The 24,644-nt window shown below is 61.6% G+C and carries 18 protein-coding genes; 13 read left to right on the plus strand and 5 right to left on the minus strand.

Annotation, left to right across the window (positions count from 1 at the left end; all coding sequences use genetic code 11):
- Nucleotides 1-74 precede the first annotated feature (74 nt).
- The 6 genes from CIB54_RS01975 to CIB54_RS02000 all read left to right on the plus strand — a co-directional run bounded on the left by CIB54_RS01975 (nucleotide 75) and on the right by CIB54_RS02000 (nucleotide 5,650).
- Complete coding sequence (locus CIB54_RS01975) at nucleotides 75-1,415, plus strand: MFS transporter (protein ID WP_065951756.1); 1,341 nt, start codon at nucleotides 75-77, stop codon at nucleotides 1,413-1,415.
- Nucleotides 1,416-1,425: 10 nt separating this feature from the next.
- Nucleotides 1,426-2,187, plus strand: coding sequence for an SDR family NAD(P)-dependent oxidoreductase (locus CIB54_RS01980; RefSeq protein WP_101218363.1), 762 nt, complete (start codon nucleotides 1,426-1,428; stop codon nucleotides 2,185-2,187).
- 137 nt (nucleotides 2,188-2,324) lie between these two features.
- Complete coding sequence (locus CIB54_RS01985; RefSeq protein WP_101218365.1) at nucleotides 2,325-3,074, plus strand: SDR family NAD(P)-dependent oxidoreductase; 750 nt, start codon at nucleotides 2,325-2,327, stop codon at nucleotides 3,072-3,074.
- A gap of 13 nt (nucleotides 3,075-3,087) precedes the next feature.
- Entirely contained in the window at nucleotides 3,088-3,390 is a 303-nt protein-coding gene (locus CIB54_RS01990) for a hypothetical protein (protein ID WP_065951759.1), read from the plus strand.
- A gap of 113 nt (nucleotides 3,391-3,503) precedes the next feature.
- Nucleotides 3,504-4,478 carry a CobW family GTP-binding protein gene (locus CIB54_RS01995; RefSeq protein WP_101218367.1) on the plus strand — a complete coding sequence of 325 codons (975 nt, stop codon included), beginning with the start codon at nucleotides 3,504-3,506 and terminating at the stop codon, nucleotides 4,476-4,478.
- A complete protein-coding gene (locus CIB54_RS02000; protein WP_065885946.1) occupies nucleotides 4,475-5,650 on the plus strand; it encodes an ABC transporter substrate-binding protein in 1,176 nt (391 codons plus the stop codon). Before CIB54_RS01995 ends, CIB54_RS02000 begins: the two co-directional genes overlap by 4 nt.
- Nucleotides 5,651-5,766: 116 nt before the next feature.
- On the opposite strand, the gene CIB54_RS02005 is transcribed toward CIB54_RS02000, so the two are convergent.
- On the minus strand, nucleotides 5,767-8,184 hold the full coding sequence (locus CIB54_RS02005; protein WP_101218369.1) for a glucose/quinate/shikimate family membrane-bound PQQ-dependent dehydrogenase: 2,418 nt from the start codon (nucleotides 8,182-8,184) through the stop codon (nucleotides 5,767-5,769).
- 470 nt (nucleotides 8,185-8,654) lie between these two features.
- Nucleotides 8,655-10,673 (minus strand): TonB-dependent receptor, encoded by a 2,019-nt coding sequence (locus CIB54_RS02010; protein WP_101218371.1) that lies wholly within the window; start codon nucleotides 10,671-10,673, stop codon nucleotides 8,655-8,657.
- A 169-nt stretch (nucleotides 10,674-10,842) separates the two neighbouring features.
- Here CIB54_RS02010 and CIB54_RS02015 point away from each other — a divergent pair, with 169 nt between their 5' ends.
- Nucleotides 10,843-11,076 (plus strand): VF530 family protein, encoded by a 234-nt coding sequence (locus CIB54_RS02015; protein WP_024073644.1) that lies wholly within the window; start codon nucleotides 10,843-10,845, stop codon nucleotides 11,074-11,076.
- A 4-nt stretch (nucleotides 11,077-11,080) separates the two neighbouring features.
- Nucleotides 11,081-11,707 (plus strand): Pr6Pr family membrane protein, encoded by a 627-nt coding sequence (locus tag CIB54_RS02020; protein ID WP_065951763.1) that lies wholly within the window; start codon nucleotides 11,081-11,083, stop codon nucleotides 11,705-11,707.
- A gap of 59 nt (nucleotides 11,708-11,766) precedes the next feature.
- Here CIB54_RS02020 and CIB54_RS02025 read toward each other — a convergent pair whose 3' ends face one another.
- Both CIB54_RS02025 and CIB54_RS02030 read right to left on the minus strand, forming a co-directional pair.
- Nucleotides 11,767-12,534 carry a siderophore-interacting protein gene (locus CIB54_RS02025; RefSeq protein ID WP_101218373.1) on the minus strand — a complete coding sequence of 256 codons (768 nt, stop codon included), beginning with the start codon at nucleotides 12,532-12,534 and terminating at the stop codon, nucleotides 11,767-11,769.
- Nucleotides 12,531-13,040, minus strand: a complete 510-nt coding sequence (locus CIB54_RS02030; protein WP_005785185.1) for a PadR family transcriptional regulator — start codon at nucleotides 13,038-13,040, stop codon at nucleotides 12,531-12,533. Before CIB54_RS02030 ends, CIB54_RS02025 begins: the two co-directional genes overlap by 4 nt.
- A gap of 493 nt (nucleotides 13,041-13,533) precedes the next feature.
- On the opposite strand from CIB54_RS02030, the gene CIB54_RS02035 reads away from it, so the two are divergent.
- The 5 genes from CIB54_RS02035 (at nucleotide 13,534) to CIB54_RS02055 (ending at nucleotide 19,232) form a co-directional block, all read left to right on the plus strand.
- Nucleotides 13,534-14,031 (plus strand): CS1 type fimbrial major subunit, encoded by a 498-nt coding sequence (locus CIB54_RS02035; RefSeq protein ID WP_065951765.1) that lies wholly within the window; start codon nucleotides 13,534-13,536, stop codon nucleotides 14,029-14,031.
- Between the two features lie 108 nt (nucleotides 14,032-14,139).
- Nucleotides 14,140-16,662 (plus strand): CS1-pili formation C-terminal domain-containing protein, encoded by a 2,523-nt coding sequence (locus tag CIB54_RS02040; protein ID WP_101218375.1) that lies wholly within the window; start codon nucleotides 14,140-14,142, stop codon nucleotides 16,660-16,662.
- A 31-nt stretch (nucleotides 16,663-16,693) separates the two neighbouring features.
- On the plus strand, nucleotides 16,694-17,926 hold the full coding sequence (locus tag CIB54_RS02045) for a hypothetical protein (RefSeq protein WP_101218377.1): 1,233 nt from the start codon (nucleotides 16,694-16,696) through the stop codon (nucleotides 17,924-17,926).
- A 59-nt stretch (nucleotides 17,927-17,985) separates the two neighbouring features.
- Complete coding sequence (locus tag CIB54_RS02050; protein WP_065951768.1) at nucleotides 17,986-18,744, plus strand: pilus assembly protein; 759 nt, start codon at nucleotides 17,986-17,988, stop codon at nucleotides 18,742-18,744.
- A gap of 5 nt (nucleotides 18,745-18,749) precedes the next feature.
- Entirely contained in the window at nucleotides 18,750-19,232 is a 483-nt protein-coding gene (locus CIB54_RS02055; protein WP_101218379.1) for a CS1 type fimbrial major subunit, read from the plus strand.
- Here the strand turns inward: CIB54_RS02055 and CIB54_RS02060 are convergent, their stop codons facing one another.
- Nucleotides 19,233-24,413, minus strand: a complete 5,181-nt coding sequence (locus CIB54_RS02060) for an NEL-type E3 ubiquitin ligase domain-containing protein (protein WP_101218381.1) — start codon at nucleotides 24,411-24,413, stop codon at nucleotides 19,233-19,235. It lies immediately after the preceding gene.
- Nucleotides 24,414-24,644: the final 231 nt, after the last annotated feature.

The following is a 24,644-nucleotide window of genomic DNA, read 5'->3' on the forward strand; positions in this document are numbered from 1 at the left end:
CCGCGTCATCGTTGACGATTTTCGCGAGCAAGCTCGCTCCTACAGGGCCCATCAATCCCCCTGAGGCGCGATCTATGTCCATCTACAACAAGCTTGACCTGACTGGCTGGAAACCCCGGCAGCTGACTTCCCGGGAGGTGCGCTTCGCCACCTGGATCGCGTTTTTCGCCTGGGTGTTTGCGGTGTACGACTTCATCCTGTTCGGCACCCTGCTGCCGGAGATTGGCCGGCACTTTGGATGGGGTGAAGTGGAGCAGGCCGAGATTGCGACCTGGGTGGCGGTGGGCACCGCCGTGGTCGCCCTGGCCATCGGACCGATCGTGGACAAGCTGGGGCGACGCAAGGGGATTATCTTCACCGTGGCCGGTTCCGCGTTGTGCTCGGCGCTGACTGCGATAGGCGGGGCGTGGGGCAAATCGCCGCTGATCCTGATCCGTTCGCTGGGCGGCCTGGGCTATGCCGAGGAAACCGTCAACGCCACCTACCTGACCGAGCTGTACGGCGCCTCCGAAGACCCGCGGTTGACCAAGCGTCGCGGCTTCATCTACAGCCTGGTGCAGGGCGGCTGGCCGGTCGGCGCGTTGATCGCCGCCGGGTTGACCGCGCTGTTGCTGCCGATCATCGGCTGGCAGGGCTGCTTCATTTTTGCGGCGATCCCGGCTGTGGTGATCGCGATCATGGCGCGCAAGCTCAAGGAGAGCCCGCAGTTCCAGGTCCACGAACGCATCAGCCGGCTGCGTAAAAGCGGCGCGGTGAGCGACGCGCAGAACGTCGCGCAGACCTACGGCGTGGACTATGACGAGCACAGCAAGGCCGGTCTCAAGGCCGCGTTCCGTGGGCCGGCTCGCCGTGCCACGTTGGTGATCGGCGCCGCGTTGTTGCTCAACTGGGCGGCGATTCAGGTGTTCAGCGTGCTGGGGACTTCGGTGATCGTCAGCGTGCACCACATCTCGTTCGAGAACTCGCTGATCATCCTCGTGCTGTCGAACCTGGTGGGTTATTGCGGCTACTTGAGCCACGGCTGGATGGGCGACAAGATCGGCCGTCGCAACGTGATCGGCCTGGGTTGGATGCTCGGTGGTCTGGCGTTCGCCGGGATGCTGTTCGGCCCGAGCAATATGGCGATGGTGGTCGGGCTGTACAGCCTGGGCCTGTTCTTCCTGATCGGGCCATATTCGGCGGCGCTGTTCTTTATCAGCGAGAGTTTCCCTACCAGCATCCGCGCCACTGGCGGCGCGATCATCCATGCCATGGGCCCGATTGGTGCGGTGGTCGCAGGCTTTGGTGCAACCCAGGTGCTGTCCGCCGGCAGTGACTGGCAGACCGCCGCGCTGTGGTTTGGCGCCGTGCCGTGCTTCTTGTCCGGCCTGTTGATGTTTGCCGCGCGCCATGTGCGTCCGGAAACCGTTCAGTAAGGAGTCAATGATGAACCGTAACGTTGCCTTGATTACCGGTGCCGCCAGCGGCATCGGCCAAGCCCTCGCCGTGGCCTATGCGCGCCACGGTGTGGCGGTGGTCGGCGGGTATTACCCGGCTGACCCCCATGACCCGCAGGCCACCGTCAGCCTGGTGCAGGCCGCCGGTGGCGACTGCCTGATGTTGCCGTTGGACGTGGGCGATACCGCCTCGGTGGATGCACTGGCCGCGCAGGGCGTACAGCATTTTGGTCGGCTGGATTACGCCGTGGCCAACGCCGGGTTGCTGCGTCGCGCGCCGTTGCTGGAGATGACCGATGCGCTGTGGGACGAGATGCTCAATGTCGACCTGACGGGGGTCATGCGCACCTTTCGCGCGGCGACCCGGCATATGCACGAAGGCGGCGCGTTGGTGGCGATTTCGTCGATTGCCGGAGGCGTGTATGGCTGGCAAGAGCATTCGCATTACGCGGCCGCCAAGGCCGGCGTGCCGGGGTTGTGCCGCTCGCTGGCGGTGGAGTTGGCGGCAAAGGGCATACGCTGTAATGCGGTGATTCCAGGGTTGATCGAGACGCCGCAGTCATTGGATGCGAAGAACTCGCTGGGGCCGGAAGGGTTGGCGAAAGCGGCGAAAGCGATCCCGCTGGGACGGGTAGGGCGTGCGGATGAGGTGGCTTCATTGGTGCAGTTTTTAACCAGTGATGCATCGAGTTACCTGACCGGGCAGAGCATCGTCATCGACGGTGGCCTGACCGTACGCTGGCCCGACTGACTGTACTGGATCAAAAATGTGGGAGGGGGCTTGCCCCCGATGGCTGTGGCTCAGAAAAACCACTGTGACTGACCCACCGCTATCGGGGGCAAGCCCCCTCCCACATTGGAACTGTGTTTATTCGGGAGATTATTTACATGCCTCAACTCACCCACCGCCGCGCCGTCATCACCGGCGCCGGCAGCGGCATCGGTGCCGCTATCGCCCGTGCGTACGCCGCTGAAGGCGCACGCCTGGTGCTGGCCGACCGCAACGCCGCCAGCCTCGCCGAAACCGCGATCACCTGCCGCAACCTCGGTGCCGAGGTGTTCGAATGCCTGGCTGACGTCGGCACCGTCGAAGGCGCCCAGGCCAGTGTCGACTGTTGCGTCGAGCACTTGGGCGGTATCGATATCCTGGTCAACAACGCAGGCATGCTCACCCAGGCGCGCTGCGTCGACCTGTCCATCGCGATGTGGAACGACATGCTGCGCGTCGACCTCACCAGCGTCTTCGTCGCCAGCCAGCGCGCCTTGCCGCACATGGTTGCGCAGCGTTGGGGGCGGATCATCAATGTCGCCTCGCAACTGGGCATCAAGGGCGGCGCCGAACTGACGCATTACGCCGCCGCCAAGGCCGGCGTGATTGGCTTTACCAAGTCCCTGGCGCTGGAAGTGGCCAAGGACAATGTGCTGGTCAACGCCATCGCCCCCGGCCCCATCGAGACGCCATTGGTCAGCGGCATCAGCGCTGACTGGAAGCGGGCCAAGGCCAGGGAGCTGCCCCTGGGCCGCTTCGGGCTGGCCGACGAAGTGGCGCCGACGGCGGTGCTGCTGGCCAGCGAGCCCGGCGGCAACCTGTTCGTCGGCCAGACCCTGGGCCCGAACGCCGGCGATGTCATGCCATGAACGGGGTGTAATCATGTGCGGACTCTGCGGATTGCTCGGCGAAGACCTGCATTGGAGCGACCCCCTGGGCGACGAGCTGCCCAGGCGTCGTGAACGCCTGCGCCGGATCGCGGCGATCAACCAGGTGCTGGCGGTGTTTCGGCTCAAAGTCGAAGACTTCCAGGGCGCGTCGTATCTGTTGCTGGGCGCCACTGGCAAACAGGAACTGGCCAGCGGCCTGGATCAGCTGTGGCAGGCGGCGCAGAACATGCTCGGTCGTCCGTTGGATCCCCTCGACCCCAAACTGCTCGACCATTTGGAATGCAACCCACTGTAGGCGCGGGCTTGCCCGCGAAAAACCTCAACGATAACGCGTGCATCCTGGATAAACGCGGTGTCCCTGAGTGCTTCGCGAGCAAGTTCGCTCCTGCAAGCGGCGGAGGTATAAAAATGAGCATCGCTCTCAACGTCATCACCGGCTTCCTCGGCAGCGGCAAGACCACCTTGCTCAAGCGCCTGTTGCAGGGTGAAAGCCTGGGCGACACCGCGTTGCTGATCAACGAATTCGGCGACGTCGGCATCGACCACCTGCTGGTGGAAGACATCGCGCCGGACACGGTGCTGCTGCCCAGCGGCTGCGTGTGCTGCTCGATCCGTGGCGAGCTGAAGGAGGCGCTGCTGACCTTGCTGCAACGTCGCGAGCGCGGTGAAATCCCGGCATTCAAGCGGGTGATCCTGGAAACCACTGGCCTTGCCGACCCGGCGCCCATCCTCGCCACCTTGAACAACGACGTGCAACTGCGCGGGCGCTTTCACATCGGCCTGGTGATTACCCTGGTGGACGCCAGCCACGCCGTGCTGCAGGAACGCCTGCACCCGGAATGGCTGGCCCAGGTGGCGGCGGCGGATCGCTTGCTGTTGAGCAAGACCGACCTGGCGGGCGACTGCACGGCACTGCGCGCGCATTTGCGGGCACTCAATGCCGGTACGCCGATCCTCGATACCCATGCCATTCACAGCGGCGACCAACTGCTGCTTGGCGAAGGCCTGCGCAGCGCCGAACCCGCCATTGAAGTCAGCCGCTGGCAGTTGCATCAGACCACCACGGCCAGCCACGGCACCGCGCAAGTGTGCAGCCTGACCTTCGACCAGCCTTTGGATTGGGTCGGTTTCGGGGTGTGGTTGTCGATGCTGTTAAGATGCCACGGCGAACGAATCCTTCGTGTCAAAGGACTGCTCAACGTGAACGCCAGTCACACCCCCATCGTCATTCATGGCGTGCAGCACTGCCTGCATGCGCCGGTGCATCTGCCTGCGTGGCCGGGCAGCGACCGGCAATCGCGCCTGGTGTTTATCCTGCGCGGCCTCGACCCTGCGCTGTTGCGCCGCTCCTTTGATGTGTTCTCGCGGCGGTTCGCAGCATGATCACGTTGAGGGTCCTCGGCACGTCGGTCACCTTGCTCGAATGCCTGCGCGTGCGGGCCGAGCAGGAACTGGGTATCCGCCTGGTGTATCAGGTACACGACGTCGAACAAGCCCAGCGCATCGCGGTGATGCAGCCCGAAAGCTACGACCTGTACGACCAGTGGTTTCACAATGTCGATTTCGTGTGGCCGGCCCGGGCGATCCAACCCATCGACACCCGGCGCGTCGCGTTGTGGCACGAGATCAATGACCTGCCCAAGCGCGGACGTCTGTCGCCCGATGACCGCCTGGGCAGCGGCAGCGTGCCCAGCGAGCGGTTGTTCGTGCAGCACGATGGCAGCCTGGGCAGCACGGTTACCGAGCGCATCAGCATGCTGCCCCTGACCCACAACGCCGACAGCTTTGCCTACCGTCCCGAGCGTATGCCCGACGGGTTTTGCCACGGCAATGAAAGCTGGGGCTGGCTGTTGGACCCCGCGTGGCGTGCGCGCACGGCCTTGCAAAGCGACGCCGCCATCGGCGCCCTGGACGCCGCGCTGGCGGTGCAGGGGGCAGGGCTGGCCAGCTTCAAGGACATTGGCAACATGAGCATCGAAGAGATCGATTTGCTGGCCGACGTCCTGGTGCGCAAGCAGAAGGAAGGGCACTTTGCGGCGTTCTGGTCCGATGACGAAGAAGCCGCGCAATTGATGCTCAGCCCCAGCATCGATATCCAGAGCCTGTGGTCGCCGACCTTGATGCGCCTGCACCGCGCCGGGGTGAAATACCGCCTGGCGGTGCCACGTGAAGGCTATCGGGCCTGGTTTGGTGGCTTGTCATTATCGCGCCATGCCCAGGGCGCGGTGCTGGATGCGGCCTATGCTTACTTGAATTGGTGGCTGTCGGGCTGGCCCGGGGCGGTGATGGCTCGGCAGGGCTATTACATCGGTAATCCGGCGCGCAGTCGCGATCACTTGAGCCGTGCGGAGTGGGATTACTGGTACGCGGGCAAGCCTGCGCGAGAGCAACTGCCGGGCAGCGATGGCCTGCCGCTGATCGATATTGGCGAAGTGCGCGACGGCGGCTCCTATGAACAGCGCATGGGGCATATTGCGGTATGGAATTCGGTCATGGATGAGCACAACTACCTGGTGCGGCGCTGGGGGGATTTCATGCGGGCCCGGCGAGGCTGACGCGCAGCGTCACGGGATGCATTCCCACGCGGAGCAAGGGAACGAGCATTCAGTGGCGCAAAGAAAAGGCGGTTACCTGTTGAAGGTAACCGCCTTTTTAATACCGCCAGTCTTGCTTATTCCGGCAGTTTGAACGCCATCACGTAGTCACCCTGCTTGGTGCCCAGGGAGCCATGACCGCCGGCCACGACCAGCACGTATTGCTTGCCGTCCTTGCCGGTGTAGGTCATCGGGGTGGTTTGCGCGCCTGCAGGCAGGCGGCCTTCCCACAGTTGCTTGCCGTTTTTCACGTCATAGGCACGCAGGTACTGGTCGAGGGTGCCGCTGAGGAACGCGACGCCACCGGCGGTGGTGAACGTACCGCCCAGGCTCGGCACACCCATGGTCAGCGGGATCGGGATCGGCGAGCTGTCACGCACGGTGCCGTTCTTGTGCATCCAGATGGTCTGGTTGGTGGTCAGGTCGACCGCTGCCACGTAACCCCATGCCGGCGCCTGGCACGGCAGGCCCATTGGCGACAGCAGCGCTTCGAGGATCACACCGTACGGCGCGCCTTTGTTTGGCTGTACGCCTTCGGTTTCGCTGACGCGTGGGCCTTGCTTGGCAATGTCGGCCGCCGGGATCAGTTTCGATTTGAACGCCATGTAGCTCGGGTTCACGAAGGCGATCTGGCGCACCGGGTCAACCGAAATGCCGCCCCAGTCGAACACGCCGAAGTTGCCTGGGTACACGATCGAGCCTTGCAGTGACGGCGGGGTGAACGGGCCGTCGTAGCGCAGCGACTTGAAGTCGATCCGGCAGATCAGTTGGTCGAACGGCGTCACGCCCCACATGTCACGCTCTTTGAGGGGCGGTGGCATGAAGTTCAGCTCGGACTTGGGCTGGGTAGCCGCGGTGCGATCGCCCGCGACGGCACCCTGTGGTACCGGGATTTCATTGAAAGGCACAATCGGCCAGCCGGTGGCGCGGTCCAGCACGTAGATGCTGCCTTGCTTGGTCGATGCCATCACCGCGTGCCTGACGCCGGCAGCGGTCTTGATGTCGATCAGCGACGGCTGGCCGCCTACGTCCATGTCCCACAGGTCGTGGTGGGTGAACTGGACGGTCCACTTCACATGGCCGGTCGCGATGTCCAGGGCGGTCAGGCCGGCCGCGTACTTCTCGGAGTCTTCGGTACGGTCGCCGCCGTACTGGTCGGGCATCTGGTTGCCCATCGGCAGGTAGAGCATGCCGAGTTTTTCATCCACGGCAAACATGGACCACATGTTCGGCGAGTTGCGGGTGTAGGTCTTGCCTTCGGCCAACGGGGTGGTGTCGTGCGGGTTGCCGCTGTCCCAGTTCCACACCAGCTTGCCGGTGTGCACGTCGAACGCACGGATCACGCCGCTTGGCTCGTCGACGGAAACGTTGTCGGTCACGTGACCGCCGATGACCACCAGGTTTTTGGTCACGGCCGGTGGCGAGGTGGAGTAGTAACCCCCTGGGGCGAAGCTGCCGATATTGGCGCGCAGGTCGACCTGGCCTTTGTCACCGAAGTCTTCGCACATCTTGCCGGTGTCGGCGTTCAGGGCGATCAGACGGGTGTCGGCGGTCGGCACGAAGATGCGTTTCGGGCAGGCGTTCGGTACGGCGGCCGGGCTGGCCTTGCCGGTTGGCTTCTGCTCGGAAGCGTAGGCGGCGTCATCGTGATACGACACGCCACGGCAGGTCATGTGCGCCCAACCCTTGAAGTTCTCGGCACCCTGGGTGCTGATCTTCGGGTCGAAACGCCAGATTTCCTTGCCGGTGTCCGGGTCCAGGGCAATCACTTGGCTGTGCGGGGTACACACGTAAAGCATGCCGTTGACTTTCAGCGGGGTGTTTTCCGCAGTGGTTTCACCGGGATCGCCCGCGCCGGGAATGTCACCGGTACGGAAGGTCCAGGCCGGCACCAGCTTGTGCGCGTTTGCCGGGGTGATCTGGGCCAGTGGCGAGTAACGGTCACCGAAGGCCGAGCGGCCATAGGAATTCCAGTCACCGTCAGCCTGGCTCGGCGCAGTGTTGGTCATGCCGGCCACCGTGTCGCGGTTCAGTTGGCCGGTCTTGACCATTTCACCGGGGTTGGTGAATTGGCTGGCCAGGGCGGTAGCGCCCGCCAGCACCACGGCGGCGCTCAGCGCGCCGGTGCCCAGCGGCGCGGCCTGGCCATGCAGCAACGGACGGCGAAACCACGGCAGCAACATGACGATGCCCAGGGCGAACAGCAGGGCCAGGCGCGGCACCAGCTGCCACCAGTCAAGGCCCACTTCCCACAGTGCCCACACGGTGCTGGCGAACAGCACCAATGCGTACAGGCCCAGCGCGGCGCGGCGGGTGGCCAGCAGCAACACGCCGGTCAGGGCGATGCCGATACCGGCCAGCAGGTAGTACCACGACCCGCCGAGCATGCTCAGCTTGACCCCACCGGCCAGCAAGGCCAGCCCCATGATCAGCAGCAAGACGCCTAGCAACCTGGGCAGCAGGCGGCTTGGGCTTGAGGCACCATCAGTGCTCATAGTGTGTTTCTCCGTTACGTTGGAATTATGTAACCCCGTGCTTCACTCACTGTAGATGACGATTCGGCGCGGGCTTGGTTCATCGTTTTTTTTGGATTTTTCCGTGGATAACCGGGTTACCCACAGGCGAGCAATAACCACCCAGGCGCAGGTCTAGTTCAGACAGCGCTGTCTTTTCGTACAGGGAAATTCGGCAAAATGGGGCGGCCGGCAGGTGAAGCGTTTCAGATTGTTGCGAAGGATAATGCGGCGGGGCTGTTTGAGGAAGGGTGAATCGCAAGATGCATCATTTCAGATTTGGTAACAGTGACAGATAGTCGCTGCCTGAATAGCCTGATGGGAGGTTCTATCTCTGTAGGAGCGAGCTTGCTCGCGAAAAAACCACTGGCGCCGCGTGTGTTCAGGAAGCACGCGTTATCGTTGCCGTTTTTCGCGAGCGAGCTCGCTCCTACAGGGGGGTGAGAGGGCGGTTAGAAGGTAGTGCGGATGCCGAACTGCACACTGCGCCCCGGCGCTGGCGCGATGTCGCGCAGGATCGAGCTGGCGTAGCGCACCGTCTGGTTGGTCAGGTTTTCGCCGTTGACGAATGCCAGCCACTGGCTGCCACCCACATTGAAGTGGTAACCCGCGCTCGCACCCAGGGTGGTGTAGCCATCGGTGCCGCTTTCATTGCTCGGCACGCGCCCCTGGCCGGCGGCATGTTCCACGTCGATACGCGCCTGCCAGCGGTCCAGTTCCCAGAGCAAACCGCTGTTCAAGCGCAGCGGCGCAATGCGCGGCAGGGCTTCGCCCGTGTCCAGGTTGGTCGCGCGGGTGTAGTCGCCCGACAGCTCCAGGGCGAACTTGCCGTAGGCGCCTTCGCCGAGTTTCCAGTGATCCTGGGCTTCGAAGCCGGCGAAACGCGCGCGTACGCCGGAATAGGTGTACTCGGGAATACCGCTGGCGTCCTCTTCACCTTCGTCGTTCAGCGTACGGCCAGTGCCGAGCAAGCCGATGTAGTTGGAGAAGCGGCTGTAGAACACGCCGAAGCTGCCTTTATGGGTGCCGTTGTCGAAGCGCAGGGCCAGGTCGCTGGACACGGCTTTTTCCTTGGACAGGTTGGCATCGCCCAGCTCGTAGGTGCCGGTGGCGACGTGGGCACCATTGGCGTACAGCTCGTAGAACGTGGGGGCACGCTCGGTGTAGCCCAACGTGGCGGCCAGGGACCAGATCGGCGTCAGTCTGTAGACCGCGCCGGAGGACAGGCTGCCTGCGGTGAAGTCACTGGCCTTGTCGGCATTGGCAAAGCGCGCGTTGCCCTTGGCGTCCGGATCGACGTTGGTGTGTTCCAGGCGCCCGCCAAGGCTGAGCTTGAGGCGCTCGGTGGCTTGCATTTGCTCAAGAATGAACAGCGCGCCGGCATTGGTATCGGTCTGGGGGACGAAGGCTTCTTCACCCAGGGCCGAGAATTGGTTGCGGGTCACTTGTGCGCCGACCACACCCTCGAACGGGCCCATAGGCTGGTGACGGGCCTCCACCCGCGCTTCATAGCCCTTGTTCTTGAAGGTGGTGCCGGTTTCGCCGCCTTCGATCTCGCGGTGCTGGTAGTCGGTGTAGCCCGCGTCGAGCTTGACCGAGGTAAACGGGCCTTGCAGGTTGCGGATCTCGGAGGCGAACGCGTAGTGCTCCTGTTGCATGCGGATGCGCACGTCCTGCTCGGCGGGGGAGCCGTAGTTGCTGTCGTAGTTGCTGTAGGACAGCCCCGCGTAGCCATCATCCCAGGTGTAGGACCCACCCACCGCGCCGCCATCCTGGCGCCCGTCGCTGTTGCCCAGGCGGCCATTTTTGCCGGGGCCATCCTCGGTTGCCGGGGCATGACGGCTACGCGCGTAGCCCGGGATTTTCAAGTCGTTGAATTCCCGCGCGTTGGCGTCCAGGTGCAAGGCGAAGGTGCCGTTGCCGGCCTCCAGTTTGCCCGCACTGCTGCGGGTGGTGTCGGCGCCGCCGTAGCGCAACTCACCGGCACCGTGGATGCCTTCGATGGCCTCGGTGGGGATGCGGTTGTCGAAGGTATTGACCACGCCGCCGATGGCGCTGCCGCCGTACAGGAGCGCGGCTGGGCCGCGTACGATTTCAATGCGCTCGACATTGATCGGGTCCAGCGGCACGGCATGGTCGTAGGACAGCGACGACGCATCCAGCGCGCCCACCCCGTTACGCAGGAGGCGAATACGGTCGCCGTCCTGGCCACGAATGATCGGCCGACTGGCACCGGGGCCAAAGTACGACGACGACACCCCCGGCTGCTTGTTCAGGGTTTGCCCAAGGCTGCCTTTTTGTTGCAGGGTCAGGTCGTCACCTTCCAGCACGGTGGTAGGCGAGGCGAGCTGTTCGCTGCCCAGCGGGTTGCCGGTGACGACTTGGGGAGGCAGTTCCAGGGCGTGGGCCTGGGAGCCGATCAACAGGGCGGCGGCGAGGGGGGACAAGCGCCAGAGAGAAGAGCGGGACATCGGACATTCCTTGGCAGAACTTCAATAAGAGTTGTTACAATATAACATCTCTTTTTTCGCTGAAAAGAGGAACTTTTGCCGGACGGCTATATTCAATGCAGTGCTTCCACCGTTACGCCCCGTCGGCTAAGGTGCGCGGCTGTGTTTCCTCTCTCGCAAAAGGCCTGGCATGACCGCGACAAGCAACGACCCACTTCATGGCGTGACTTTGCAACACGTCCTTACCACCCTGGTGGAACACTACGAATGGGCCGGCCTGGCCGAACGCATTGATATCCGCTGCTTCAAAAGCGATCCCAGCATCAAGTCAAGCCTGACCTTCCTGCGCAAGACCCCGTGGGCCCGTGAAAAAGTCGAAGGCTTGTACGTCAAGCTGATGCGCACCAAACGCCCGCTGGACTGAGCCCATGAAGCGTTATGTCGCGACGGCCGCACTCGCCGGTTGGGTGGGGCTGGCGATCCAGCAATACCTGATTCTGTATTCGCGCTGGTCCAGCGGCGCGAGCCTGCTGGGCGGGTTGATCAGCTTCTTCAGTTTCTTCACGGTGTTGACCAATACCCTGGTCGTCGTGGTGCTGAGCTATTGGCTGGTCAAGCGCGACTCCGCCGGCAAGCGGTTTTTCCTCGCGCCGGTTATCAGCAGCGCGATTGCCGCGAGCATCGTACTGGTGAGCCTGGCCTACAACCTGCTGCTGCGGCACTTATGGAGCCCGGAGGGCTTTCAGTTCATCGCTGATGAATTGCTGCATGACGTGATGCCGTTGCTGTTTCTGATCTATTGGTGGCGGTGCGTGCCCAAGGGCACCCTGCGGCTCAAGCACATTGCCGGGTGGGTGATTTACCCCTTGGTGTACTTCGCTTATGTGCTGCTGCGCGGGCATTTGCTTGGGCAGTATCAATATCCGTTTTTGGATGTGGGCAGCCTGGGTTACCCACAGGTGCTCGTGAATGCCGGGGGGATTCTGTTGGGTTTCCTGATGATTGCGCTGGCCGTGATTGGGTTGGACAGGCTTGTCAAACCTGCCTCGGTTTAAGGCGGGCACAGCCATTGTGGGAGGGGCTTGAACCCTCCCACAGTGTGATCGCCTCCAGGTCAGTCTTCGTCGCTGCCTTCAGCGCGCCAGTAACCCACGGCCTTGAGGTACTCCTCATTGACCTTGTGCGTATCCAGCAACACCCGCCGCACCTGACGCGACAGCTTGGTTTCGGTGGCGACAAAGCTGTACAGCGTGCCGCCGGGCAGCGTCAGGTTGCGCACCACCTCAAGCAGATCATCCTGGCCGCGCAGTACCCAGATGATTTCAACATCCGCCGCACTTTCCAGTGTCTGTCGTTCGGCAGCATCGGCAATTTCAACCACCGCCAGCGCCTTGCGCCCGGCGGGTAATTCTTCCAGGCGTCGCCCAATGGCGGGCAGGGCGGTTTCATCGCCAATCAGCAGGTAACTGTCGAAGATGTCCGGCACGATCATCGAGCCCCGTGGCCCAGCGACATACAGAGGCTGGCCGACCTGCACCTGTTCGGCCCAGGTCGAAGCGGGGCCATCGCCGTGCAGCACGAAGTCGATGTCCAGTTCGCCGGTGCTCAGGTCGAAACGCCGTGGCGTGTAATCGCGCATTGCAGGTTGTGGGCCGTCGGCCTTGAGGGTGAACGTCGGGCTGTCCAGCGCCGCCTGCTCGGCGGCGTTCTGCGGGAACAGCAGCTTGATGTGATCGTCACTGCCCAGGCTGATAAAGCCTGCCAGCTCCGGCCCGCCCAGGGTGATGCGACGCATGCGCGGCGTGAGGTCGACCACCCGCAGGACTTGCAGGCGGCGACGTTTGATTTCATGGGTAACGCGATGGATGGCTTGTGTGTTCATTGGTCTGTCCCGTCGGCAATGGCTTGAGCGGTGCGATTGAGCAGCGCCGCGACACGAATGATTTCTTCCGGGCTCCAGTGCCCGTTGTGCGAATGCAAGGCGTGGCGCAGGTTGTGCACCGCCTCATGGATCTGGGGTGGGCGGTCGTGGCCACGCAGCGAGCGCTTGCTGACATCCAGGCGCATGCGCACGCCATCCAGGGCAACGGCTTGTTCGCTTAAGAAGAGACGACCGGCGTCGGTGATTGTGTAGCGTTTTTTTCCGCCATCGGCGTCGCCGCTGATCAGCTCGCTCTCTTCAAGAAAGGTCAGGGTGGGGTAGATCACGCCGGGACTGGGGCTGTAGGCGCCGTCGAACAGGCTCTCGATGCGGCGGATCAGGTCGTAGCCATGGCAAGGTTGCTCGGCGATCAATGACAACAGCAGCAGCTTCAGGTCGCCGGGGGCGAATACCCGTGGGCCGCGGCCGCCGCGTTTTTCAAATTCCCCGCGATGCTCGTGTTTCATGCGCAAGTCCTCTGTACAGGTTTAGATATAACTTAAGATATATCTTTACGCGGAGGATAGTCATTGGCGACCAACGGTCAATGGGGTAGGCACGGGTTTCAGTCATAAGTGAAACAAGTCCGATTGGACCTTTTTTATTTATAGAGTTATAACTTTAATTAGAGTTATAGCTCGATTTCTTGTCTGGTCCGGTATTGTGCAGGCGCTTTTTACTTCGTGTGGTCTGCCTCTTACAGTAACTTCTTTATCGTGTTTTTAGGTGTGTAGCCTGTTTCCTACGGATACTTTTAAAGTTTTGGCGAAATGCCATCTTTTTCGCTCAACCCCTGTTTACAAGGGCTACGCTCATTTTAGAATGCGCCTGCATACCTGCCTTTAGTTTCGCTTGATCATTGTTTGGCATTGCTGGTTCCAACTAATCGGCAATGTAATTCGTTGTTAGGGATGTCCTTGGCAATGAACCAATCAATGTTGTCAACTACAGGTATTGACCATGTTCAAAAAGTTTGCTGTTGCTGTTCCCCTGGCTGTTCTGGCGCTGTCTTCCTCGGTAACTGCTATCGCTGCCGGTGAAGCCAGCCACACCGTCAACCTCAAGGCAAACATCCCGACCACCGTGTTCCACGCCCAGCCGCGTGATCCGAACTGGGGCCGTGACGAGACCATGACCTACAACCTGGTCAGCGGTGAATTGGCGCCCCTGAGCGCCATCTACGACATCAAGAACACCAACGGTTCGGTTGCCGCCTACATCGAAGGTGGGCCGGCGGTGCTGTTCAACGGTGATGCCGCTCAGAACATCCCGGTTACCACTACCCTCAACGGAGTGACCCTCACCGGCACGCCACAGGAAGTGGTCAACGAAGCCGACTCCACCCCAGGCGTGGGTGCGGAAATGCGCATCGCTGCCGCCAAGCCTACGGCGACTCAGCGTGGTTCCTACACCACCACCATTCCGGTGGTGTTCGACGCCGTACTGCCAGCCCTGTGAAGCCAATGAGTGCCTGTTAATCACGGGCATTCACTTGCAGGTCGGCTGATTCCCTTCTCTGTCCGCCGACCTGATTTTTTTATCTCTTGGCATTCAGGGTATCCGTTCATGTTTCCGATGACGCCTATCGCGGCTGCGCTTGCGCTGTTGATGTGTACGAGTGCGCTGGCTGCACCTGCTGCCTCCGGCGCTGCAACCCCTGGCAGCTTGATTACCCAGGCCCAAGGCCTGCCCGCAGGTTTCAGTGATCACTTTTTCGACGTGCCGTTGGCGGTGCGGGTGGACCTTGACCAGCAACCGCTGGGCGAGGCTCTGATTGTGCTGTCACGGGATGATCGCGTGACCTTGCTCGAATTCACCGACACCGGCGACAGCAAAGTCCCGGCTGCTACCCGTGATACCTGGCAAGCCCTGTTGGAAAAAGGCGTGGCCCTGGGCGCCTGCACCCAGGCCTGCCCGGAAAAAATGATCTCGGCGTTCTACAACCTGGAAAGCTCGCAGTTGTCGATCCTCACCCAGGACGTCGAACGCAGTGACGACATTCCGCGTTTCTATGACCAGCCCGAAGGGGGCAGCCTGGGGCTGATCATTGACAACCAGCTCAACCTCAACGGCAGCCAGGAAGACAGCCTGGGCGGTCGCTACGGCTTGCAGGCCAGCTCCAGCCTTGGCAACTGGAGCCAGGTGCTCAACCTGCAACTGGCGCGGCAGAGTGGCGATGAAGAACAAGTGCGCCATGCGATCCACGAGCTGTATACCCAGCGTGAGTTGGAAGGGCAGTTTTTCCGCCTTGGCCATTTCACCCCCAATTCTGATGGTCTGACCCGTCAACTGCGCAGCTTCGGCGCCAGCCCCGATACGGCGCTGGGCCTGATGTATGGCAGTTCCGACAGCCTGGCCATCAACAATTCCAAGCCCAGCGTGTACCCGATCTACGTCACTGCCAACCGCCAGGCAGCGGTTGAGATCTACCGCAACGGCTTGTTGATCAACACTCAGGCGGTAGCGGCCGGCCTGCAAACCCTGGATACCCGGCCACTGCCCGGCGGCATTTATGAAGTGGAAGTGCGCCTGGTGGAAGACGGCCTGACCACCAGCACTACCCAGGAGTTGGTCTACAAGCCCAGCAACTGGCGCAACGCCGAAGACCGCTGGCGCTACAACCTGTTTGCCGGGCGCGAGACCAAACTCTTCAGCAACTGGGATGAGCAAGCCTCGGGCGCGATGACGGCCGGTGCGTCGCTCAACTATCTGATACACCCGCGCGTGATCCTTGGCCTGTCGGCCCGCCAGGTGCGCGAGCAACTCCAGTACGGCGGGTCGATGGACTGGACGGTGGCCAATAACACCAGCGTCTATGCCAACCTGTACCAGACCCGGGAACATGGCACCGGCATGGACCTGCAAGGGCTCTACACCTTGGGCTCAACCAACCTGGTGTTCAGCCATAACCGCAGCTGGCTGGACACTCGTGACACCTACGAAACACTGCCGGACGGTACGCGTCTGCGCCGCAATACCTTCGTGGGCGAGGCCAGCAACACCGCGTTGTCGGTCAACCACCGGCTCGACGCGAAAAACACCCTGAACATGCGCCTGTCCCACAGTGAGGGCAATATCGAGGGCGCTGGGCTGGACCTGGGCTGGAGCCGCTACGACAACCTGTTCGGCAGCGACGCCAACTGGCGTTTTTCGGTGTTCGACCGACCCGGCAGCGCCGGTACCAATGACGCACGCAACCGGGGTGTGGATGTGAGCGTGAGTGTCAATCTGGGCAGTGAAGGCCGGCAGATTTCCGGCAGCATCGGCACACGGACTGCCCGTGATGGCGGGCGCGATAATAACGCCTCGGTGACCTTGCGCCAGGACCTCTCCGATCACTTCCTGCAAAGCGTTTCGGCGACGGCGATCACCGACACCTATGGCGTCGGCCTGTCGAGCATGGCCAGCTTCAACACGGACGCGCTCAGCGGTGACGGTTTTGTACAGCGCAGTTCCTTCAACGGCGACCTGAGCGGTGGCCTGAACCTCAACAGCACCTTCGTTGCCGGTGCCGGCAAGATGCTGCTGAGTAGCCAATACCAAGGCAACGGCGCCGGCATGATCATTGACGTGGAAACCGACCTCGACGAAATCGCCCTGCGCGCCGACGACCTCGGCGGTGGTGGCGCGATCTTGCGGCCGGGGCGCAACTACGTACCGGTCTCGGCCTACAAGAGCAGCAGCGTGAGCTTCGACTTTGAAGGTAATCACCCGCCGGCCGCCAATATCCAGCCGCCCCGCACCAGCTATCACCTGAACAAGGGCGGCGTGGATTACCGGAAAATCACCGTGATGAGAACCGTCACCGTGCTCGGCCGATTGTTGGATGAACGCGGTGCCCCGCTCAAGGGCCATCACGTGATCAACCACGCCAGCCGTGGAGTCAGCGAAGTGGACGGGTTCTTCTCGATGGAAATGAGTTCCAGCGCGCCAACCCTGCAGGTGCGCTACCAGAACCAGTTGCTCTGTCAGTTCCGCTTGGACCCAAGCAATGCGCCGAACGAAAACGACGTGTTGATGATCGGCGATTTGCGCTGCACCAAGGACACGCTCGCAGAAGCGACCCACAACGCCGAAACCGCTGGTTAACGGCGGTTCGGATAAAAGAACCGGGATTTTTATGAGTGTTAATACAGCAATCAAACAGTTCGCAGGACCTTGCGTGTTGGCGGTGGCCCTGGGGGCGTTCAGCCAGCCTGCGCTGGCCATCGTGGAGGAGATTACCGCGGTCTTTCGCCCTGACCCCTCTAACCCCATGAGCAACAAGTTCATCAACACGACGCCGCAAAGTGGGTTATGCCCTTGGCACGTTCCGGCCAAATGTGAGGCGGTCAATACCTTCAGTATTCGTAATAGCTCGTTCAGGGCCTATTCGACTGGACCCATACCGGCCTATCCCGACGACCCACGCAAGAGCGCCTACTTCAAGGTGCCTTCAGCATTCCGTGATCTGCAAGTGACGCACAGAGGCACCGGCAGAGTGGAAACGGTACAGATGCGCATGGCTGGAATTGGAGGGCGGTGGAATGCGCCGGTATCTTCTTGGACGACTACGGATGCAAGGTGGGACCGCTACTGGTACGGGGCGCCCTCGCCGTGTATGCCGATCAATTACATCGCGGCAGGGGTCAACTTCGCGCTGTTTTTCTGGATCGTGCCTGAAAACGCCGGGGCTTGCAGTGTGACCAACGGTTATGGAATCGCGCGTATGAGCTACTCCACGCTTGAGTATGGCTATGAACTCAAGACCCCCAACCCGCTGGGGATGGACGCCGGTGTGTATGAGGGGAGTATCACTTACAGTATGGGGCCGGGCGGTGACGTCGATTTCGGCGATGCGATGATCCCGGATGACAACGCACTCACCTTTAACTTTACCTTGTCGGTCGAGCACAACCTCAAGGTTGACCTGCCGCCAGGCGGCAACCGCATCCAATTGCTACCCGAAGGTGGCTGGCAAGCCTGGCTCAATCGCGGGCGCCAACCGACGCGTCTGTTCCGTGACCAGACCTTCGTCATTTCCGCCAGTGGGCGCTTCAAGATGCAACTCGAATGCAGCCTTGCGGTGGGCAACACCTGTGGCCTGCGCAATGGCGCGGGGGACCTGGTGCCGTTGCAGGTGGCTGTCAGCCTGCCATTTGGCATGCAGGACCAGGCCGGGCAAGCCGTCAACAAGCTGCCCCTGCGCCTGGATGGCGTGGGCACCGAGCTGTTCCAGCCGGTGTTTTATGTGAACAACCGCTCCGGAAAACTGCACTTTGAAGTCGAAAACAACGACGTCAAAGGCATGCTCGAACATCCGGGCAGCACCTATTCGGGCGTGGTCACGGTGATCTGGGATTCAGAAGTCTGAGCGGGTATTGGCCGCATCTCAGCCCCTGGCTGGGCTCATTCAATAAGGCGTAATCAAACATGAAACATGCAGTGTTATCGGTGGGACTGTTCCTGATGTCGCTGAGCGCTTATGCAGGGCCGGCGATCAACGTTGGGGTGGTCTATGACTATCTGGACGGCGACCGTAGTTCCTACCTCAAGCGGGTCTACAACGGCGGCACCAGTACCGCGTTTATCAAGGTCAATGTGCTGGAGATCGTCTACAACGCCGACGGCACGTCCCGGGAAGTGCCCGTCGCGTCGATGACCGACGCCAAAGGCAGCACCACCAATCGCGACGGCCTGATGGCCAGCCCGGCGCGTCTGATCGTACCGGCCGGCGGGCGTCAGGGCACGCGTTTGCTGTACATGGGCCAGCGAGACAAGGAGCGCTATTTCCGCGTGCGCTTCATTCCGGTGGTGCCGGAAAAGGAAGATGACTTTGCTGTCACCGATGCCGAGCGCGCCGAATACAAGAACGCCCTGGCAGCCGGGGTCAACGTCATGGCCGGGTACGGCACGGTGTTCTTCGTGCGTCCGCAAGACACCCGTTTTGATACCCGGATCAGCGAGACCGCCAGCCAGTACAGCTTGCGTAATGCCGGCAACAGCGTGGTGGTGCTTGATGAGTTCCGCGATTGTTCGGTGGCGAAAAAGACCGACTGTGAGGCCACCACCAAGCACCACATTCTGCCCGGTCGCCAGTTGGTGCTCGAGAAAAAGCCGGAGCGCCAGTTCAACTTCCAGATGATCGAGGGCCGCAACAAAAAACCGATGTCGGTCAACAGTAACGGGTGATGACTATGTTCAAGCAACTGACGGTGCTGACGGTACTGATGGCGCCCGTGCTGATGGGCGAGCGGGCGCTGGCGTTCCAGGAGCGCCACACGTTCGATGTGTCGGTGACCATCCCGATCCATGAGGCTTATGTGCTGCCCTCCGAGCCCGACTGGATGGGGCGTGACCAGGTGCTGGCCTGGGACCTGGCGACTGCCCGGTTGGGACGCCTGCGCAAGAACTTCGACGTAAAAAACATCAATGGCGGGGTGGCCGCGCGCCTGGGGGATACGCCTTACCTGTTGAGTGGCCGCAACCGTATCGAACTGCAGGTGTTGTTCAACCGGGTGCCGCTGACGCTGGATTCGACCCTGGTCCTCAGCGCCGACGAGGCACGTGCCGGCCGCCGCGCCGAGCTGGAAATTGCCGCCATCGAACCGGCGGACGGTTACAAGGGCGGCGAGTATTATGGCACGGTGCACCTGCTGTTTGATTTTCCGGCGCCTTGATCAAGTCCGGTTTTTACGGGGGCCCGCGCGGTTCAACGCCTCGCGGGTCAGGTCCCGCAGCCACTGGTTGTGACGGTACCCCAGCTCGTTGAGCGTTGTGTCGTATTGCGTCGAACTCATGGGGTTGCCGGACAACACGCCGGCTTCGTCCACCTCCAGCGCCTGTGCCAGGTTGCGCAGTTGTACCCGCAGGGAGGCCAGGTCGGCCTCGGGCAGGTTCTGCGAGGCTGCGTATTGTCCTTGCAGCGTTTGCAACGCGTCGAGCTGGGCGAATTTCAGGTCGAAGGTGGTTTCATTGTTCCGGTAGGCGATAGTGTTGTGCTGCGTGAGGTAGTCCTCCCAACCGCTTTGCAGCAGCATCTGGTTCACCAGCCCGTCGCCTGCTTCCTGCAGGGTCACCGCATTGGCAACGGTTTCGATCTGCTCAAGCGTCACATCAGCTTCTTGGCGGTAGACCATATGGTCGCTGAGCCATGGCAGGTCCAGGCGCTCGGCCAATGTGGTGCGATAGGCCAGGTGAATACCGGCTTCGTCGACCTCGCCATGCTCGCCGTTGATCACCACCGACCATAGCCGTTGACCGAGCCCACCCAGTTCTTTGGGTTTGAGACGGTGGGCGACATCCTCACCAATGGCATTGCCCATCAGCGAGTCGCGGGCGGCGCCGCGGGCCAGTACCGCCAGCCTGGCCTCGAGTTCCTCTGGCGAGGTGCTGGTGCGATACGCTTCGCTGGCGAGTACTTCGACGCCCAGTTTCTGGAAAATCTGCGCGCCTGCGTCGGGGCACAACCCAGGGTAGCGGGTATCTTTGAACACGCGGTCACGCAGTGGAGCGTCAACCTCGACCGCCCTCAGCAGACGCCAGACGCGCCGGCTCAAATCAGGGTGATTGCTCTGGTAGGCCAGGCGATCACCTTCGGTTTGAAACGCATCCGGCTCTTCGAGGGATTTGATCACTTCAAACAGGCCCTGGGAGCCGGGTTCCTTTTCAATGTCATTCCACAGTTGCCGATGCCGCTCCCTCTCTTGAGGCCTGATGTAGCTGAGCCAGGGCGCGCTGTCGCCTTTGGGGGCGTAGGAACGCAGCGGGTCCAGCCCTGCGGACTCGCGGTATTGAGCAAGCAAGTCCTGAAAGTCCAAGGTGAGCTTGCTCTGGTCCAACCGGGTGCGGGCGATAATGTGGGCATCATCCGAGCCTGGCCTGACATGCGGTAACTGGGTAATCGGGTTCTCGCTCAGGTCCAACAGGAAGCCCCGCGGGCGGGATTGGCCCACGAGCCCGGCAGGCCAATCCTTGATGTGTGTATTGCGCAGGTTCAGCAAGGTCAAGTTCGGCATCTGGCTGATATCCGGGGGTTGTCCCAATGGATTGCCGGCCATCTCAAGCTGTTTGAGGCGCTTGAGGCGCTTGAGCGTGGCAATGGCCGAGTCATCCAGCACCAGGGCATTTTTTTCCAGGTGCAAGCGCCGCAGGCGTTTGAGGTTGCCGAGGGTCTCGGGCAGCTTGGTGATGCGGTTATCGCTCAGGTCCAGGTCGCGCAGATGAGGGAAGTTGTCGAGAAAGGCGGCGTGACTGTCTGCAAACTCGCAACCGCGCAGGTCCACGTCGCTGATGTGGTTCAGCGGCACGCTAAGGGTCGGTAGCTCATCGGGCATATTGGTGTTGAACAAGTCGAGGGCGATGCCGCGACGGTGGCCGAAGCTTTCGTCCAGGTGAACCGTCAGGCTGTTGCTCCAGCCGTCGTACAGGGTGGTTGCCAATTCTGCCCGGCGGTGGCGCACTTCGGGCTCCAGGGGCGTGCCTTCCCAGCGCGTCGGGCCTTTGATGTAGGTATCGAGCTGTTTGAACAATTGTTCTTTTTGTGACTCCATGTGCTCCAGTTTTTGCTGGCCTTCGAGCGTCGACAGCGTGTGCGATAAGCGTGGCAGGCCCTCGTCGCTGACGTTGGGGAGCAACAGCTTGATGCGCTCCTCAATCGTTTTGGGCTGCATGTCATAGCTGTCGGTTCGGCTCATTTTGCAAGATACGCCTCCGCCCAGGAGCACCTCGGTCTCGGGGCCGGGCCGCATCCGCACGGGCGGTTCGGCCAATGCCAGGCGTCGCTCGGCCGGGGCCTGATTGTGGTTGATGACCCATTGCCTGAGCTTCTCGCCTTCGCTGCCGGCAAAGGGCGGGGTGCGGTCCGGAACCTGCGCCAGGGTCCAGAGAAGGGACTCGTACAGGTCTGCTGCAGGGTTCAGCGATTTGCCATCAGCGTCGAACACCCGATAAGTCCCCTGGGCGTCGCGCACCAAGGTGCGGGCGTGGGAGGCGTCGCTTTCACCGACGCTGCAGCGCAAGGCGCCGATGGGGCTGTTTTCACGAATGTCGATTCTCAGGTTGCTGAGCGAATCGCTGTGCAGGCGCAGGGTGTGGAGCACCAGCCGTTCGCTCTGCGCAGACGGTTGCTGCGGCGGGTAGAGCCCTTCGACTGCGCGGTTCGCCTGGGTGTCGAAGTCCAGCTCCCCAGCCAGGGTTTTGAGGCGCAGGGGCAGGCGCTGTTCGTCTGTCATTGCCTTTAGTTCTTCGGGCCATGCCTGTTTGAGCAGGGCGTTGGCGCTGCTCAGGGGCAGTTCGGGAAAGGTCTGGCGCAGCAGGGCGATGTGCGGATCGCTGCTGGCTTGGCCCAGTTGATAATGACTATTGGCGATGTGCCCGCCAAAGCCGTCTACGTAGTCCGCCAGTTTATTGCGCAGCGCCTGGTCCTGTTGTGCCTTGGGCAAGGTTTCGCCCAGCAACGTATTGACCTGCTGTTCGTCGAGAAAACCCAGGACACGCTCCGGCAGTTTGGCAGCCATTACGTCGGCCAGGCTGAGGGCCAGCGTGTCGGCCGGCAGGGCGGTGGCATTGCCATACTTGCGCGATTCGCCGCTCAGGTCGCTGTTGTGAAACACCTCCAGGGCCTTGCTTGGCGGCCAGCCGGGCAGGTCGGTGACGGCCTGTTCGAACCAGTAGGAGTACGGCTCCAGTGTCTGGCCCGTGCGCAGCTTGCGGGCGGATTCGTCGGCCAACCGGCCGGCGCGAAAACGCTCAATGCTATCGGCCAGCAGCGGTGGGGTCGGCCGGTTGCGCAGGTACATATGGCGTAGATGGTCGGGCTCGCTGCCACTGATGGTACGCACCTGTTCGAGCTGTTCAGGGGTGAGCCCCTGAGTGGTGGCGCTGATACGGCGCATCAGCGCAGTGTCGTCCCAACTGCGCGGCTGTTCACCTTCACGCACCCAGGCGCCGTTGCCATTGAGTCGCACCTTCGGTTGATAGGCCTCCGGCCGGCCGGGGTGCACGATGCGATGGTGCAGCAGTTGCTTGTCCGGTTCGATCTGGTAGTGCTTGTCGGCGTGTACCAGCCATTGTTTTCGAGCGTGTTGATACACACCCTGTGCGTCAGGCCGGGTGTCTTTGGGCAGGCTGATGTTCTGCAGGTAGGGCGAGAGGTCAGGGTTCCACAAGCGTTTTTCGCCGCTGGCCAGCTCCACCGGGTGCAGGCTCTCGACGAATGGCGATAGCTTGAGGGTGAGGGTCTGGCCGAGAGTTCCTGCCGCCGCCCAACCGCCCAACTGCACCACCGCCTCCACGACCGCCATGGCGTGACCGACAGCTTCCAGCCCTTTGCCCTGCGCCCAGTCAACGATACCTTCGAACACATCGTTGGCCACCTGGTAGGCGGTGTAGGCAAGCATCAACTCTCCCAGGAACGGCACGAACGGGGTGACCACCAGCAGCGCGGCGTTAAAGATGTCCGACAGGATCTTGCTCAGGTTGTCCCACCAGGCCCAGCGCGCCATCAGGTCTGCGTAGGCGGTGGTGATGGCAATTTCCCGGGTATCGTTGACGATCTTGTTGAGTCTGACCCGATACAGGTAATGCCACAGCGTATCGGGCTCGGAGTGGCCTGAGGGCGGGCGGTTCTGGTAATCGTCAAAGATGTCTTGCACGCTGAAGTGCAACTGCGGCGTGTCGACCTTGAGGGTTTGCCAGCTGGGGCCGCTGTCGGTGCGTGCCTTCTGATGCCACTGCACTGTGTACAAGCGGCGCTGCAGTTCAGCGAAAAAATGCCCGCGTTGTTTGTGGTCGATAAATTGACTGAAGAATTGCCGGTAGGTGGCCTTGGTCGGCGTTTGGCCTGTTTCATCCTGAGGCGAGGGGCTGTCGCGCAATTGGCGCGTCAACGCGTTCATGAATGCGACCGGTGAGGCGTACTCCTTCAACGGATGCTCGGGGTCCTCGGGGATATAGGCAATCAAGCGTTTGATGTGTTTGTCGCTGCCTTGTGGCGCGGCAATCAACACAATGCCGCTCAGTTGCGCATCCAGCAGGCTCAGGTTGTAGTACTGCACCGCAATGCCATCCAGGGCCGGGGCCGGCTTGCCCTCAGCGATGTCGAAGAGCAAGCGCCGGGCATCGTCTTGGATATGCTGTTGCGACAGGGCGATACAGGCGGCGTTTTTCAGCGCTGCCTTATCGCAGGCAATCACCTTGAGGCGTAATTTGTCGGCCTGCACCTGATTGTTGAACCCCAGGACTTTCAATAGCCGCGTCTGGTATTGCAGGCCGATATTCAGGCTGCGGCACAGCCTTTTGAAGCCCCGTGCGGTCAAGGGTTGGCCGCTGGTGCGCGAGGTGAGCTGGAGAATGTCCTGCTGGCCTTGAGCGTCCGCCTTGGACAAGAACGCAACGTCGGAAAATTGCTCACTGGCAGAAAAATTATGCAGGGCTGCGTCCAATAACGATACGGTCCGGCTGGTTACGCCTTTGCGTACGCCAATGGCCCACCAGCCGTTTTTAGCGGGGGCATAAAGACGAATAAAAGTGTTTTTTACATCGATGTTGCCGTATTCCCGTAAGGCTTTTTTGAGCAGGGGCTCGGCGAAGGTATAAACGTCTTTTACGTATTTGAATGTTTCATCCACCGTGTTCCTGGAGGTCCAATGCGCGGCCATGGCCTCTTTGGAAACACTGTTCAGGGCTTCGTCGATGGAGGTGATTCGTGTATAGACGTAAGGGCTCGCGGCCTGCACCGCGCGAGCGCGGGCCAGCGTTGTCGAACTGAGCCAATCGGGTATTGCACGCTTGATAAAGTCAAAGTGAATACCCTTTTCTGCATGGCTTGCAGCGTGGTGATAAGGAGACTCGAATAACATGGTCAGGTTGCCTTTAGAGGAACAGCCAAGGGCTGCACGGCACTCAGGCCGGGCAGGGATGAACGTGAAAAATTGGCAGTGAGTGGCGCTTGAGCCGATAGGCGTCGGGTAGCGATCAGAAGGCAGGCAGCATTCAGCTTTTGCCGTGCAGGCCGTTCAGAGGGGAATACGGCAGGCGCCTGGGTTTGAGTACGCAGCGCTGGATCGATTTCAAGCAGGTGAGTACGTATT

Origin of the sequence: Pseudomonas fluorescens (genome assembly GCF_002837185.1) — a bacterium.
GTDB lineage: Bacteria > Pseudomonadota > Gammaproteobacteria > Pseudomonadales > Pseudomonadaceae > Aquipseudomonas > Aquipseudomonas fluorescens_AM.

Excerpts from the sequence above, each read along its gene's own strand:
- CIB54_RS01975 (WP_065951756.1), top strand. The coding sequence starts at position 75 with ATGTCCATCTACAACAAGCTTGACCTGACTGGCTGGAAACCCCGGCAG.
- CIB54_RS01980 (WP_101218363.1), top strand. The coding sequence starts at position 1,426 with ATGAACCGTAACGTTGCCTTGATTACCGGTGCCGCCAGCGGCATCGGC.
- CIB54_RS01985 (WP_101218365.1), top strand. The coding sequence starts at position 2,325 with ATGCCTCAACTCACCCACCGCCGCGCCGTCATCACCGGCGCCGGCAGC.
- CIB54_RS01990 (WP_065951759.1), top strand. The coding sequence starts at position 3,088 with ATGTGCGGACTCTGCGGATTGCTCGGCGAAGACCTGCATTGGAGCGAC.
- CIB54_RS01995 (WP_101218367.1), top strand. The coding sequence starts at position 3,504 with ATGAGCATCGCTCTCAACGTCATCACCGGCTTCCTCGGCAGCGGCAAG.
- CIB54_RS02000 (WP_065885946.1), top strand. The coding sequence starts at position 4,475 with ATGATCACGTTGAGGGTCCTCGGCACGTCGGTCACCTTGCTCGAATGC.
- CIB54_RS02005 (WP_101218369.1), bottom strand. The coding sequence starts at position 8,184 with ATGAGCACTGATGGTGCCTCAAGCCCAAGCCGCCTGCTGCCCAGGTTG.
- CIB54_RS02010 (WP_101218371.1), bottom strand. The coding sequence starts at position 10,673 with ATGTCCCGCTCTTCTCTCTGGCGCTTGTCCCCCCTCGCCGCCGCCCTG.
- CIB54_RS02015 (WP_024073644.1), top strand. The coding sequence starts at position 10,843 with ATGACCGCGACAAGCAACGACCCACTTCATGGCGTGACTTTGCAACAC.
- CIB54_RS02020 (WP_065951763.1), top strand. The coding sequence starts at position 11,081 with ATGAAGCGTTATGTCGCGACGGCCGCACTCGCCGGTTGGGTGGGGCTG.
- CIB54_RS02025 (WP_101218373.1), bottom strand. The coding sequence starts at position 12,534 with ATGAACACACAAGCCATCCATCGCGTTACCCATGAAATCAAACGTCGC.
- CIB54_RS02030 (WP_005785185.1), bottom strand. The coding sequence starts at position 13,040 with ATGAAACACGAGCATCGCGGGGAATTTGAAAAACGCGGCGGCCGCGGC.
- CIB54_RS02035 (WP_065951765.1), top strand. The coding sequence starts at position 13,534 with ATGTTCAAAAAGTTTGCTGTTGCTGTTCCCCTGGCTGTTCTGGCGCTG.
- CIB54_RS02040 (WP_101218375.1), top strand. The coding sequence starts at position 14,140 with ATGTTTCCGATGACGCCTATCGCGGCTGCGCTTGCGCTGTTGATGTGT.
- CIB54_RS02045 (WP_101218377.1), top strand. The coding sequence starts at position 16,694 with ATGAGTGTTAATACAGCAATCAAACAGTTCGCAGGACCTTGCGTGTTG.
- CIB54_RS02050 (WP_065951768.1), top strand. The coding sequence starts at position 17,986 with ATGAAACATGCAGTGTTATCGGTGGGACTGTTCCTGATGTCGCTGAGC.
- CIB54_RS02055 (WP_101218379.1), top strand. The coding sequence starts at position 18,750 with ATGTTCAAGCAACTGACGGTGCTGACGGTACTGATGGCGCCCGTGCTG.
- CIB54_RS02060 (WP_101218381.1), bottom strand. The coding sequence starts at position 24,413 with ATGTTATTCGAGTCTCCTTATCACCACGCTGCAAGCCATGCAGAAAAG.